14 protein-coding genes are annotated in these 13,185 nt (G+C 50.6%); 4 read left to right on the top strand and 10 right to left on the bottom strand.

Annotated features, from left to right (window positions below; all coding sequences use genetic code 11):
- Positions 1 to 69 precede the first annotated feature (69 nt).
- The 7 genes from P1P89_11435 to P1P89_11405 all read right to left on the bottom strand — a co-directional run bounded on the left by P1P89_11435 (position 70) and on the right by P1P89_11405 (position 6,870).
- Positions 70 to 1,035: a hypothetical protein gene (locus P1P89_11435; protein ID MDF1592119.1), complete on the bottom strand. Its 966-nt coding sequence runs from the start codon at positions 1,033 to 1,035 to the stop codon at positions 70 to 72.
- Positions 1,036 to 1,084: 49 nt separating this feature from the next.
- Positions 1,085 to 2,086, bottom strand: a complete 1,002-nt coding sequence (locus P1P89_11430; protein MDF1592118.1) for a D-glycerate dehydrogenase — start codon at positions 2,084 to 2,086, stop codon at positions 1,085 to 1,087.
- A 69-nt stretch (positions 2,087 to 2,155) separates the two neighbouring features.
- Positions 2,156 to 3,163, bottom strand: a complete 1,008-nt coding sequence (locus P1P89_11425; GenBank protein ID MDF1592117.1) for a D-glycerate dehydrogenase — start codon at positions 3,161 to 3,163, stop codon at positions 2,156 to 2,158.
- A gap of 94 nt (positions 3,164 to 3,257) precedes the next feature.
- Complete coding sequence (locus P1P89_11420) at positions 3,258 to 4,784, bottom strand: tripartite tricarboxylate transporter permease (protein MDF1592116.1); 1,527 nt, start codon at positions 4,782 to 4,784, stop codon at positions 3,258 to 3,260.
- 39 nt (positions 4,785 to 4,823) lie between these two features.
- Positions 4,824 to 5,282, bottom strand: coding sequence for a tripartite tricarboxylate transporter TctB family protein (locus P1P89_11415; GenBank protein ID MDF1592115.1), 459 nt, complete (start codon positions 5,280 to 5,282; stop codon positions 4,824 to 4,826).
- Between the two features lie 165 nt (positions 5,283 to 5,447).
- Positions 5,448 to 6,416 (bottom strand): tripartite tricarboxylate transporter substrate binding protein, encoded by a 969-nt coding sequence (locus P1P89_11410; protein ID MDF1592114.1) that lies wholly within the window; start codon positions 6,414 to 6,416, stop codon positions 5,448 to 5,450.
- A gap of 49 nt (positions 6,417 to 6,465) precedes the next feature.
- Positions 6,466 to 6,870 carry a cupin domain-containing protein gene (locus P1P89_11405; GenBank protein MDF1592113.1) on the bottom strand — a complete coding sequence of 135 codons (405 nt, stop codon included), beginning with the start codon at positions 6,868 to 6,870 and terminating at the stop codon, positions 6,466 to 6,468.
- 446 nt (positions 6,871 to 7,316) lie between these two features.
- On the opposite strand from P1P89_11405, the gene P1P89_11400 reads away from it, so the two are divergent.
- The 4 genes from P1P89_11400 (at position 7,317) to P1P89_11385 (ending at position 10,096) form a co-directional block, all read left to right on the top strand.
- Positions 7,317 to 7,712, top strand: a complete 396-nt coding sequence (locus P1P89_11400; GenBank protein MDF1592112.1) for a cupin domain-containing protein — start codon at positions 7,317 to 7,319, stop codon at positions 7,710 to 7,712.
- Positions 7,713 to 7,726: 14 nt separating this feature from the next.
- Positions 7,727 to 8,125: a cupin domain-containing protein gene (locus tag P1P89_11395; GenBank protein ID MDF1592111.1), complete on the top strand. Its 399-nt coding sequence runs from the start codon at positions 7,727 to 7,729 to the stop codon at positions 8,123 to 8,125.
- A 45-nt stretch (positions 8,126 to 8,170) separates the two neighbouring features.
- Entirely contained in the window at positions 8,171 to 9,493 is a 1,323-nt protein-coding gene (locus P1P89_11390; protein MDF1592110.1) for an amidohydrolase family protein, read from the top strand.
- Positions 9,494 to 9,700: 207 nt separating this feature from the next.
- On the top strand, positions 9,701 to 10,096 hold the full coding sequence (locus P1P89_11385; GenBank protein MDF1592109.1) for a heme-binding protein: 396 nt from the start codon (positions 9,701 to 9,703) through the stop codon (positions 10,094 to 10,096).
- Positions 10,097 to 10,303: 207 nt separating this feature from the next.
- Here the strand turns inward: P1P89_11385 and P1P89_11380 are convergent, their stop codons facing one another.
- From P1P89_11380 to P1P89_11370, 3 genes are all read right to left on the bottom strand, one after another.
- Positions 10,304 to 11,281, bottom strand: coding sequence for a C-terminal binding protein (locus tag P1P89_11380; protein MDF1592108.1), 978 nt, complete (start codon positions 11,279 to 11,281; stop codon positions 10,304 to 10,306).
- A 98-nt stretch (positions 11,282 to 11,379) separates the two neighbouring features.
- Complete coding sequence (locus tag P1P89_11375) at positions 11,380 to 12,888, bottom strand: tripartite tricarboxylate transporter permease (GenBank protein MDF1592107.1); 1,509 nt, start codon at positions 12,886 to 12,888, stop codon at positions 11,380 to 11,382.
- A 29-nt stretch (positions 12,889 to 12,917) separates the two neighbouring features.
- On the bottom strand, positions 12,918 to 13,185 hold a 268-nt coding region (locus tag P1P89_11370), incomplete at its 5' end, for a tripartite tricarboxylate transporter TctB family protein (GenBank protein MDF1592106.1).

The raw sequence follows: 13,185 nt of genomic DNA, 5'->3' as shown, positions 1-13,185 counted from the left end.
CCTCCTATATTAATTAAGCAATTGATCATTCTGGTCGAGATTTTACCAATCGTTGTCTGGTGATATATTTCAAACCCCTTTGAACACCGGAGCGAATAATTCATCCACATCCAGGATCCGGGGGGTAAGCCCCTGCTGGTGGGCATATTGAACCAGTTTTTCAAGGGTCTTGCGATTGGCCTCGATGCCATAGGGCCAGAAATCCCGTCCGAATAGGGTGTAGGTTTCCTCCATAACCGAAGGAAGAAACGGAATCATCGCGAAAAGGGCGCCATTGTCACTTAATGCATCCGCCACCTTTTGCCGGGCGTCGCAAAAAGCCTTGTACAGGCTCTGAAGCGCCCAGGGGTGTTGCCGGTAAATATCATTACGCAGGATGATGCAGTGCATGATGGGATGGATGCCTGTGCGCCGGTAGTATGCGACCTCGGCGGATTTGTAGTCGGGGAACATGTGCTTTACCCGCGGCGATCCCTTGGCGAAACAGGGCGGCACCTGGTGCAGAAAAGCGGCATCCACTTCGCCCGTTTCCAGCAGATCGGAAATTTTCTGGCCGGTTTTTAAATAACGTATGTTTGTATTTTCCGGAAACTGAATCGGCACCCGCGGCTGAATCGCCGCCGTCCAATCAACGGAGGTAGCGTCCAGTCCGTATTCTTCTCCCATGATCCCCATAATCCAGACTACCGCCGTCATGCCCCACTCATGGATAGCGATGCGTTTGCCGTTCAAATCTTCCGGTTTCTCAATGCCGGCATCCACATTCACATAGACCATGGAATGTCGAAAGACTCGGCTCGGAAATGCCGGCATCCCCACAAAGGGACTGTCCCCCGCGCCCAGCAGATGGCAGTGCGTTCCCATGGACATTTCAGACACATCGAATTCCGGAAACCGGGACATTCGATGGAAAATTTCAATGGGCGGCAGGGTAATGATTTGCAGATCGATCCCTTCCGGCCGGACCGTACCCTTTTGCAGCATGCCCGTCCGGTCGTATTCCCCGAATGCAGCGGTCAGCGTCAAATGATTCATGGCTTTCATACTCCTTGATCAGTCATTTATGACCTGAATTTTGCAGGATTCAGGTATCAAATACTTCGGGGTTACATATCGTCGCCGGTCTTTTGCCTGCGCGAAATTCCAGGATGCTGTCGACAACAGCGTTTGCCATCGCTTCCCGCAGTTCGGGTACGGCGCTTCCCAGGTGCGGCGTAAAGACTACATTCTTCATCTCAACGAACGCTTTTGATAGATGCGGGTGAGGTTCATCCTCAAAGACGTCAATGGCCGCGCCGGCAATTTTGTTTGATTTCAGCGCATCCATGAGCGCCGCCTGATCAACAATGGGTCCCCGGGAGGTATTGATTAAAAACGCCGAGGATTTCATCAATGAAAATTCATTTGCACCCATCAGATGGTGGGTTTCCGGCGAATATTCCGTGTGGACCGAGACGAAATCAGCGTTTTCCAATAAGTTCTCAAGGGTAACGTAAAGCGCGCCAAACTGATCTTCGGCGTCCTGATGGCGTTTTCTGGAATAATACAGAATCTTCATGCCGAAGCCCGCACCCCTTCTGGCAACCGCTTTTCCGATTTTTCCCATGCCGATAATTCCCAGCGTCTTGCCGTTGACCGGGGCGCCCAACAGGTGCATCGATTGCGGCCCTGGAAATATTCCGGCGCGGACCAATTTGTCCCCTTCAACGACCCTGCGAGCCACGGCCATCATAAGCGCCCAGTTGATATCCGCCGTCGCTTCGGCGATCCCGTCAACGAGGGCGCCCTGGACGGGGACTGCAATGGCAATCTTTCTGCGGGTTGCCGCCTGAACATCTATCTGCCCCGGGGTAAGGGCCATGGTTGCAATCAGCTTCAGTTTTTGCCCGGCCTGAATGACATCGGCATCGACGATATCCCCCAGGCGGCAAAACAGATAGTCTTTTTTATCAACCCCGCTAATCAATTCTTCCTTAACGATCGTACGGGAAGAATTGGGGTTTATCATGACATCCATCACCTGCCGGAGCCGCTCCAGGGCGGACTTTTCCAGCGGCTGGGTAATAAACACGGAGGGTCTGGCCATATATTTTTTTCCTTATTGATGATGGGATCGCTGCTGCCATCTTTTTCTATCTGGCGTTGGGGAGTAAAGTCAACCGTAGATTTCAGGATTAAAGAGGGTTTTCGGTTTTTTCCCCGCCAGAAAATCAAGGAAGATGTCCACCACCGTATGGGACATGACTTCGCGCTTCTCTGTCACCGCACTTCCCAGGTGGGGCGTCAACACCACGTTTTTCATATTGACGAAATCCGCCGGAAGTTCGGGATGGGGTTCGCCTTCATAAACATCCAGGGCGACGCCGGCAATCTCTTTTTCACGCACGGCTTCGATGAGCGCTTCCTGGTCCACCACCGGTCCGCGGGAGGTATTGATCAGGAATGCCGAAGGCTTCATCAGGGCCAACTCTTTCTTCCCGATGAGGTGATGGGTCTGGAGCGTGTATAAGGGATGCAGGGTTACAAAATCAGACGCTTTCAGCAATTCTTCCAGGGATGCGAATGTCGCGCCGAGTTCCGTTTCAGCCTCCGGGTAACGGTGCATATCATAGTAAAGAACCTTCATATTAAACCCTCTGGCCCGACGGGCCATGGCCCTTCCCACTTTTCCCAGGCCGACGATTCCCAGGGTCTTTTCGTTGACTTTGGACCCGAGAATGTAGGGAGACTGGGGGCCTGGAAAAACCCCGGTACGCACCAGCTCGTTTCCCTCGATGATCTTGCGCGCCACCACCATCATCAGGGTCCAGGCCAGATCGGCGGTTTCTTCGATAATGCTGTCCGGTTCAAACCCGGTGGCGGGCACCGGGCGGCCGGCGACCGGTATCTTGCGGCGGGTCGCTTCTTTTACGTCGATCTGAGCGGCTGCGGTAGCCATGGTAACAATCAGCTTCAGCTTCGGATTGGCCGCAATCACGTCGGCATCGACGATATCTCCCAATCGGCAGAACAGATAATCGGCGTTGACAACCCCCGCGATCAGGTCCGCTTTGAGAATTGATTTAGCCGCGTCGGGATGGACCGTTACGTCCAGGTGTTCCTCAAGTCTTTTCAGGGCGGAGTTCTCTATCGGCTGGGTGACGAAGATTCTGGGTCTATCCATAGCTTTCCTCGCAATGACCAATGGTTTTTTATGATTTCGACATGCGGTCTGATCTGAAAGCCGGCGACCTCATGTCCATTCAATGATGCGCGCTTTACTCAGCGGATTTATCCTGATTCTGGTTTTCTCTCGCCTGTGATCGTTTCTCGCGAATATAACCGTAGACCGCCGAATAGGCCGACAGCACCAATATCCCGACACAAATCGGTGATTTAAAAATGACCATGTAATCGCCCCGGTGAATCATCAGCGCGTGGATCAGGTTGTATTCCATGATCGGCGCCATGATAAATGCCAGAACCAGAGGAATATTGGGTATCTGAGCCCGGCTGAGAATATAGCCGAAAATCCCCAGAATCATCGCCATGACGGCATGGTTTGCATTCTGCTGATAGGAGTAGGTGCCGGTGAGAACCAGAACGATGATGAACGGTCCCAGGATACGCTGGGGTATTCGGGTCACCAGTGCGAACACATTGATTCCCAAGAGCCCCACCAGCAGCAGAAAAATATTGACGATGATCAGCCCGGTAAAGATAAGCAGTACCAGCCGCCCCTGTTCCTGGAACAGCATGGGACCGGGATTGATGCCCTTCATGATCAGCAGCCCCATGATCAACGCGGCAGCGGAAGAGCCGGGGATGCCAAGCGTCAGGGTCGGCACCAGGCAGGCGCCGACCACCGAGTTGTTGGCCGATTCCGGCGCCGAAATCCCTTCTTCGACTCCTTTGCCGAATTCTTCGGGTCTCTTGGAAAAGCGTTTTTCTTCATTATAAGCGATAAAACAGGCGATGCCGGTTCCGGCGCCGGGGATGATGCCGATAATCGAACCGACCAAAGACCCCCTGACCATGGTCATGAAGAGTTTCTTTAACTGCCTGAAAGCGAGGAAATCGTTTTTCCCGCTCTTTTTTAGATCAACATGCGCCGACGCCTCCGTTTCCGCCGTGATCATTTTGATGGCCTGGGGCACGGCAAAAAAACCGATAAACGCCACCGCCATGGGAATCCCATCCAGCAGGTAGTGCTGATCAAAGGTAAATCGCAGGCCTGAAAAATTAGAGGGCCCGATCGAAGCGAGCAGTGCCCCGATGGCAACGGCCAGAAATCCTTTGACCACACTTTTCCCCACCAGGCTGCAGACAATCGACAGGCCGAAAACGCCGACGGCAAACATTTCGATGGGGCCGAATTGCAGCCCGACCCAGGCCAGCAGGGGGCCCATCAGGATAAAGACAAGGGTGCTGAATATCCCCCCGAAAACCCCGGAGGCCAGAGAAATCTGCATGGCCTTCTTGGGAAACCCTTTCTGCGACAGGGGATACCCGTCCAGAATGGTCGCCGCAGCCGCACCGGTACCGGGGGTATTGATCAAAATAGCGGGGATGGAACCGCCGTATTCCGCTGCGGAATAAACCGCAATCAGAAAAAGGATGCCGTTGCCGGCGGTCATTTCATAGGTGATGGGGAATGTGATCGCCAGCGCGGCCGTACCGCCGATTCCCGGCAAGATCCCCAGAAAAAGGCCCAGAATGACACCCAGCAGAATGACCAGAAGCGTATTGACATTGAAAAGCAGGCCCAGGGCGCCGAATAGATTTTCAATAAACATGGATTCCATTAATCGTTTCCTGACGGTTCATTTTAGGTTGAAATCAATCTACCCCAGCCAGTAAAGTTTCGGCAGACGGATGTTCAACAGAACGGCAAATATCAGATAAAAGCAGGCGACGCCGACGGCGGACACCAGCACCGCTTTAATCCGGCCGTTGATACGGGCAACCAGCGTCAGGCAAAGATACAAAAAGCTGTCCAGCACAAATCCCAAGTATTGCAGGAGCGCAAGATACATCAAGATGAGACCTACAGCCGTTACAAAATTTTTACTAAATACCGGCGCTTGTTTCGCTGCTGCTGTTTTGAGGTTGGGGAGCCGGCTTTGATAAATCATGATAATACCGAAAAACATCATCATGATGATAATGATGCGCGGAAAGGTTGCGGACCCGGGCGCGTTGGGCTGGAGCGGTGGGGGAAAGGTATAGGTATTCAAAAAGAGAAACGCTCCCAGCACACAGAGAATAATCCCGATGGATAAATCCAATTTAGAGCTGTTCATTTTGCAAACCTTCGTCAAGGGGTATCACATAAGACCCTTCTGCGTTCGTCGACCCGGCAGGACCCTCATGCCAACGCTCGACATAAATGATAACCGATGAATGTAATGCCCACAAAAAAGGGGCATTACATTCATCGGAAACAATCGTCGGTGCCAAAGCGCCGACTACTTGATGACTTTGAGCTCTACGAGAATTTCCCTGACCGTTTCGGTCTTTTTCAACACCTTCTGGGTAAATACATCTGTGTCTTCGAAGACGATCGAGTTGCCGGTCTTGTCGCCCAATTTAACAAACTCGGGCTCTTCCATGACTTTTTTGAACGCCGCCTTCAAAATCTCCAGCCTGTCGGCCGGGGCGCCTTTTTTCAACATGATGCCATAAACCTGATAGAACGTGTCATAGTTGTAACCCAGATCGGACGGCACCGGCAGATCCGGCAATTCCGGCATCCGCTTGTCGTCGAAAAGCAGCAACATCCTCAAATATTTCGAGCGCGACAGCACTTCATAGGGCTGCGCCACCGCAGCCGTCAGATGCTTTCCCATGACGTCTTTACGGGCACCGCCAGCCCCTTTGTAGGGAACGTGGTTAATCTTGATGCCGGCCGCCTTGGCAAACAACTCAACATTGGTAAAATGCACGCTGCCGATTTTATTGCTGCCGATATCGAGTTTGCCCGGATTTTCCTTGGCATATTTAATCATGTCCTCGATGGTTTTAAACGGGCTGTCCTGGTGAACATACAGGCTGTATAAGGATTTGAACATCTGCATCAGATAAACGAAATCCGTCGGTTTGGATTCAAACCCAGGCAGGTTCATGTAGCCGGTCATGCTGCCGACATAAATCGCAACCGAGTTCGCATCGGCCGGCTGCCGCATCAGGAAGCGACAGAGGTCATTGCCGTTGCCGCTGGGTTTGTGCAGGACGTCCATGGGTTGGTCCAGATATTTTTTGGCCAGTTTGGCAACGGTTTGCGTATACACGGAGGCGCCGGACCCCGGACTCGTGGGGATCAGCAGTTCCATTGGTTTGTCCGGCCACTTTTTAGCTGCATGGACATCGACATTGAAAGATAAAACGGCCAATGCTGCAATGACCGATAAAACGATTAACATGTTTAATTTCCGCATCGCTTCACTCCTTTTGGGTTATGGTGTTAATAGTAAGCCGCCATTGAAATTATTTTTTGGGATCCGGTTTACGACCGCCTTCGTAAACGCCGCCGGTATCCTTGCCGTCATTCGGAATACCCTCGATTCCCCAGGACGTATCTTTGACCGTAAAAAAAATGACGTCTTCTTCCGGCGTTGCGACAGTTGCGTGGCTGACATTTGGGGGAATATGAATAACGCCTCCCGGCTTGACGATCTGCTCCTGGCCGCCAACCATCGCTTTCAAGGTGCCCTTGACGACATAATGGAACTGCTCGTTGGGATGGTGGTGGGGTCTCGCACCCGTTCCCTTGGCCTTGCGAACCAGGGCAATTTGCATCCGCTCTCCTTTAATGAGCGGCCCCTCCCCTGAACTATAGCTTCGGCCGACTTGAATACTCTCTAAATCTTCCCATCGGTAAAAATATTCCATCTACCAGCTCCTTTCATGAAATCCGCACACTTTGGCGGGATGTAGATTTCAAGTTATTATTGTTTTTGATAAAAGCAAAATCAGAATAGCAGAGATGCTGAAGTCGGGTCTAATAGAATCGAACAGACAGAATTGTTTTCTGTATTCAAAAAATGCCTGGATACCCGCGTCAGAAATTGTTGTCCATGTAATAAGGTATCCATTAACATGCCAATTGGATCGTCAGAAATCGTCTTTTGTTATAGGCTTACTAGTCATCATACCAGTTGTCAATATTTTTTTGGTATTCCATATTATTTTTTATCAAACCCATAATAATATTAATTTTCTTTTTAGTTTCAGATAGATATATATTTTTTTAAAAGTCCTTGCAAATACATATTTAAATTGGTATTCAAAAAAAAGATTGTAATTTCCCGCAACTTTCAGAGCAAGGAGGAACCCCCATGAAGTATTTTTTTAACCTGAACGCCCATGACAAATCCTATCTGGCCGGGGATTACTCATCTGCCTTTGGCGCAGTGGTAGAAGGCGAACGGATGCAGATCGCCCTGGTGCACAAAGAAAAAGGGACCGGGTCAAGATTGCATTCCCACCCGAATGAACAGTTTAATTATATTTTAAAAGGCACATTTAAAGCCAAAGTCGAAGGCGAAGAAAAAACCCTCGTCCCGGGTGAATTGATGCATATCCCTGCAAATGCCCATCACTATCTGATTGCCGTTTCGGACGGTGGCGGCGACTATTTTGTTGCCAAGGACATGAGCTGGGGCATTGCCGGCAACGCGGTTGACGGGAAAAAAACCGGAGCGCATTACGACCTCGGCTTTGAATCGGATTGACGGGAGAAACCATAATGAAATACTTTTTTCACTTGGAAAACGAAGAAGATATCGCCATCGGTCCCGACTATTCTTCAGCCCACGGCGGCTGGGTAAAGGGGGAACGCATTCAGGTTTTGCTGTATCACAAGGAAAAAGGAACCGGGTCGCGGCCCCATCGGCATCCCAACGAGCAATTTATCTATATTTTAAAGGGCCGTGTAAAAGCCAAGGTTGAGGACCAGGAAAAGATCGCTCAACCCGGCGCAGTTATCCATATCCCGCCCGATGCCCTTCACAGCATGGTTGCCGCCACGGACGATGATCTGGTTTATCTGGTTGCCAAAGACACCTCCTTCGGCATCCACGGCATTCCCGAAGACGGCCAAAAGACCGGCGCCCATTACGAACCCGGCTTCGACCCTCAAAAATAATGGATCTTTTAGAAAATTTAACGATTACCTGAAAGGGGAATAAATATGGAAAAAGGGAATATCACGGTTTTAAAGGCAGCGAGGCTCATTGACGGCAACGGCAGGGATGTTGTCAAAAACCCGCTGGTTGTCATCGAGGGAAAACGGATAAAGCAAATTGGAACGGAAGGTGAAATCACGCCTCCGGCGGGGGCTGTTATTGAAGAATTCCCGGGGCACACCCTGATGCCTGGCTTGATGGATATCCATCTGCACTGCTCCGCGTATAATGTGGTCACTTTTAAGAATTACCGGGTAGCCCAGTTGGAAGTCACGCCGCCCTTGCAGATGCTGTATACCCTGCTGCACCAGCAGATCATGTTTGAAATGGGGTTTACCACCCTAAGGGACCATCCCTGGCCCAACGCCTATGGCGGTCACAACTCGACTGAACTGGTCGCCCTGCGGGATGCCATTGAAACGGGAATTTTTGCCGGCCCGAGGCTGATGGTGGGAGGGTATGCCACCATGACGGGGTCGCACCTGGACCTGATCGTTCCGCGTGGCTGCAGGAGAGAACCGGATGCCACCGCAGACGGCCCCTGGGAGCTGCGCAAACTGGCCCGCAAGCAGTTGCGGATCGGTGTCGATTTTATCAAAACCTGCGCATCCGGCGGGGGCGGCACCGACAAGGAGGCCCCGGATGTCCGCAACATGACCCAGGAAGAACTCGATGCCATCGTTGATGAGGCCCATGCCCTTGACAAACACTGCTCCTGCCACTGTTTTACCCCCACAGCCCAGAAGATGGCCCTAAAAGCCGGCGCCGATACCATCGACCACTGTGTCTTCACCGATGATGAAGCCATTGAAATGCTGGTATCTGAAAAAAAACCGATTGTGCCGACGCTGATGCACCGTTCCGACCGCGCCATTGAAGTCAGAAGGCGCATCGGCACGTCGGAATTTACTTTAGATAAAATGAAGATGCTGCAACCCCATACCAAAGAGACATTCCAGCGCTTTATCAAGGCCGGGGTCAAGATCGCCATGGGAACCGATACCCAGTTGGATCCGGACATCGGCTCCAACGCCCAGGAGCTTGAAATTTATGTAGACTACGGCATGACCCCCATGCAGGCCATCCAGACCGCAACCAAGAATACGGCCGAGGCCATCCGGCTGGGCAGCGTTACCGGCACCCTGGAACCGGGCAAGTTCGCCGATATCATTGCGGTTGACGGAGATCCTTTAAAGGACATTCGCGTTCTTCAGGATAAAGACAAAATCAAAATCGTCATGAAAGAGGGGAAAATTTTTGTGGACCGGCGTCCGGGCAAAAACAAATATGTGGTTCATGATCAGGATTGGGGCTGGAAGCGGATATGAAGCAATATAGCCAGCAACGCCGCCGGCGTAAAAGTCGGAATGAACGAACTCGGAGGATGTCCGTTGCGTGTTGTCCGTTGTCTTTTGAAGTTGCGGCCACGGACCACTTACTACGAGCGACGGACTTTGACTCCATATTTCAGTGAAGTTTCATACAAGTCAAAAAACGAAGCGGGAACTATTACGCAGAAAGAAAGGATGATGGATATGTCTATTAAACTTTCGGATGCCGAACGGCTTGTTCAGGCCGCTCAGAAAAAAGCCGTGGAAATGTGCCTTAAGGTAGTCATATCGGTGGTGGATCTGCGCGGGGACCTGGTCACCATGTCGCGGATGGACGGTGCGCCGTATCGCAGCATCGCGGTTTCCAAAGGGAAGGCCTTTGCGTCGGTGGAATACGGCGTCCCCAGTGCCAAGCTGTCCGAGCGGGCCAACAACCCGGTCATGCGGGCCATGATGATCGCCGAGAGAGGTCTATTTGTCCCCCAGCAGGGCGCCGTTCCCATCAAAAAGGGCGACGAACTGCTCGGGGCCATCGGTGTCAGCGGCGCCAGCAGCAAGGACGATGAAACGATTGCCCTGGCGGCCCTGGAGGCGCTTTAGATTTTTAACATGGATTTTCTAAGTTCTAAATTCGAAATCCGAATATCGAAATTCGAAACAACTTCGAAATCCGAATGACCCATATTCAAAAAGGCGAGTCGCAAATGTGATGGTTGCGATCGACCCAGGGTTTGGAACCTTCGGATTTTGACCATTTGAATTTGTTTCGAATTTCTAATTTCGTGATTCGGATTTCCGGCTGGTTTTTCAGGATTTTAACACCTCCGGATTCACCAGCGGATCGGGTATTTGTCCCGTCAGCGCAGCAGCAACCTTTTCGGCCGCCTTTTTCTGCAGCTCCTGTATGGCTTCATCCGAATAAAACGCGGTGTGCGATGTCACGATGACCTGCTCCATCTTTAACAGGGGATTATCCGGCTTCGCAGGCTCATCGATCATCACATCCAGGCCGGCCCCGGCGATCCGGCCCGCATTCAGTGCATCAATCAGGGCACCTTCATCAATCAGAGAACCGCGGCTGACATTCACGATATAGGCATTCGGCTTCATCATGTCGAGCTGCTGTTTGCCGATCATCCCTTTTGTTTCCGGCGTCAGCGGCGAATGCAGCGAAATGACGTCGGACCCCTTGATCAGCTCCTCAAAAGATGCCAGTTTAAAACCGGTCTTGGCGACGGCCTTTTCATCAACATAAGGGTCATAGACCAGAACGTTAAAGCCGATGGGGCTGGCCTTGCGGGCAAGCTCCCTGCCGATCCGGCCGTATCCCACAACCCCGAGGGTTTGTCCGGAAAGCCGTTTTAACGGTTTCAGATTGGCGACGGACCATTCGCCTGCACGAACCCGTCTGGCGGAGAATACCACTTTGCGGGTCAGGGCCAGGACCAATGCCAGGGCATGATCCGACACCTCGTCCACACAATAATCCAGCACATTGCTGACCATGATCCCTTTGCGGGTGGCGGCGGCGATGTCGATGGTGTCGACACCGACGCCGTAGCGCACCATGATTTTGCAGCATGTCAACGCATTAATAACTTTTTCCGTAATTTTTGAGCGCGCATTCAGAATCCCGTGGGCGTCTTTGGCAATCGCAATGATCTCTTCTTCGGTTTGGGCCTGCCCGACAACCAGCTCCGCTCCGATTTTAGACAGTACCTCGCGTTGGATGTCCACATTCGGAAACCGGTGATCCGTAATGACGACTTTGTATTTTGAATTCAATTCAAAACCCCTTTCTGTTGTGATGACGTTGTTAAATCAACTCCACAAATGAATCCCTGACAAGCTGTCGGGTTGTCTTTTAAGTGATTAAAAAATAATCATGAATCTTCACGTTCAATCGCAGCTCCGCCCGAAAGCCACCTGATAACATGAGGTAAAATAAGAAATATAAAAGCAAGAACGATGAAAAAGATGCCTATGGGGCGCTCAATCAGAAAAAAAGGATCGCCTTGAAACATGATCATAGATTGGCGCAATGATTCTTCCATGCGACCTCCCAACACAAAACCGAGGACAACGGGCGCAACCGGATAACCATTTTTTCTCATAAAATAACCTAATAGACCGAAGCCGCACAAAAGAACGAGGTCAAAAACGCTTTGGTTGGCATTATAAACTCCCACTACTGATATGACGATGATAACCGGCAGAAGCATCTGCATGGGAATAAACAACAGTCTTACAAATATGCCAATCAAGGGTAGGTTTAAAATAAGCAGCATGATATTGCCCACATATAATGCTGCAATCAATCCCCACACCACATCAGGGTGAGCTGTGAAAATCAAAGGGCCTGGGTTCACATCCAGGGCCATCAAAGCTGCGAGCATTATAGCGGTTGTTCCAGAACCGGGGATACCAAGCGTAAGCATTGTAACCATAGCGCCTGAACTCGCAGCATTGTTTGCAGATTCCGGTGCTGCAACTCCTCTTATCTCACCTCGACCAAATCGTTCCGGATGACGGCTTATTTGCGTCTCAACCGAATATGAGATGAATGACGCAATGCCGGCGCCGGCGCCCGGCAAAACCCCCACAAAAAAACCGATGATGGAACCTCGTATGATGGCGCCGAAACTACGTAAAAAGTCCTTTAAGGTTATCCAAAGTTTATGTTCTATGATCGATTTGGCCTTGCCATTTCGTAATTTGCCGGAAGTTAACAAAACTTCTGAAATCGCGAACAGACCAATTGTCAAAGCCAAAAATTCAATCCCTTCAACAAGGTCATCAATATTTAAAGTATATCTTTCAACTCCGGTTACATCTGTGCCGATGGTGGTTAACAGTAAGCCGAAAGTCATGGTCATCAACCCTTTAATTAGAGACTCCCCGGCAAGGCTGGAAACAGCAGAAAGGCCAAAGACCATTAAAGCAAAATATTCAGGTGGCCCGAATCTTAAAGCAAAATTGGCCAGCACAGGTCCGAAAAGCATCAAGCCGACAACACCCAATGTTCCCGCAATATATGAACCAATGGCGGCGATACAGAGCGCAGGTCCAGCGCGACCCTGCAAGGCCATCTGGTGGCCGTCCAAGCACGTAACAACTGAAGATGACTCTCCTGGGACATTGAGCAGGATCGAAGTGGTCGATCCGCCATACATTGCACCAGAGTATACCGCTGCCAGCATGATAATTGCACTGACAGGGTTGAGCGAAAAAACAATGGGTAGAATTAAAGCAAGTGCTCCTGCAGGGCCGATTCCGGGGAGTACGCCAACGATCGTTCCAAGAAATACCCCCAAGAAAGCAAACAATAGATTTTCCGGACGAAAAGCAATCGCAAAACCATCAATTAAATGAACCAATATCTCTGCATGCATTCCTTGCTTTGTCCTTATTGGGTATCAGGTTAAAATACTGATAGAAAATCTCCTGCCGGAAGGCGAACGTCTAAAATTACAGTAAACAGTATAAAGATCGCTGAAGTTATGATCGCACTAATAACGCATGATCCAATCCATCTTGGATATCCTAAATATCTAAAAGTTGTTGATAGAAACAAAAAAGTTCCAACGGGAAAACCAATTTTTTCGATCGATAGAGCATATGCCACGAGAAAGAGTAAAGGAAGTAAGTTTTCAAATCCCTTTTTCCCAGATATTTTTTTACCATCCGAA

The organism is Desulfobacterales bacterium (assembly GCA_029211065.1).
Classification (GTDB): domain Bacteria; phylum Desulfobacterota; class Desulfobacteria; order Desulfobacterales; family JARGFK01; genus JARGFK01.
This window is presented reverse-complemented; position numbering and strand designations above follow the sequence as displayed.

Excerpts from the sequence above, each read along its gene's own strand:
- P1P89_11400 (MDF1592112.1), top strand. The coding sequence starts at position 7,317 with ATGAAGTATTTTTTTAACCTGAACGCCCATGACAAATCCTATCTGGCC.
- P1P89_11395 (MDF1592111.1), top strand. The coding sequence starts at position 7,727 with ATGAAATACTTTTTTCACTTGGAAAACGAAGAAGATATCGCCATCGGT.
- P1P89_11410 (MDF1592114.1), bottom strand. The coding sequence starts at position 6,416 with ATGCGGAAATTAAACATGTTAATCGTTTTATCGGTCATTGCAGCATTG.
- P1P89_11375 (MDF1592107.1), bottom strand. The coding sequence starts at position 12,888 with ATGCATGCAGAGATATTGGTTCATTTAATTGATGGTTTTGCGATTGCT.
- P1P89_11385 (MDF1592109.1), top strand. The coding sequence starts at position 9,701 with ATGTCTATTAAACTTTCGGATGCCGAACGGCTTGTTCAGGCCGCTCAG.
- P1P89_11415 (MDF1592115.1), bottom strand. The coding sequence starts at position 5,282 with ATGAACAGCTCTAAATTGGATTTATCCATCGGGATTATTCTCTGTGTG.
- P1P89_11435 (MDF1592119.1), bottom strand. The coding sequence starts at position 1,035 with ATGAATCATTTGACGCTGACCGCTGCATTCGGGGAATACGACCGGACG.
- P1P89_11425 (MDF1592117.1), bottom strand. The coding sequence starts at position 3,163 with ATGGATAGACCCAGAATCTTCGTCACCCAGCCGATAGAGAACTCCGCC.
- P1P89_11430 (MDF1592118.1), bottom strand. The coding sequence starts at position 2,086 with ATGGCCAGACCCTCCGTGTTTATTACCCAGCCGCTGGAAAAGTCCGCC.
- P1P89_11390 (MDF1592110.1), top strand. The coding sequence starts at position 8,171 with ATGGAAAAAGGGAATATCACGGTTTTAAAGGCAGCGAGGCTCATTGAC.
- P1P89_11420 (MDF1592116.1), bottom strand. The coding sequence starts at position 4,784 with ATGGAATCCATGTTTATTGAAAATCTATTCGGCGCCCTGGGCCTGCTT.
- P1P89_11405 (MDF1592113.1), bottom strand. The coding sequence starts at position 6,870 with ATGGAATATTTTTACCGATGGGAAGATTTAGAGAGTATTCAAGTCGGC.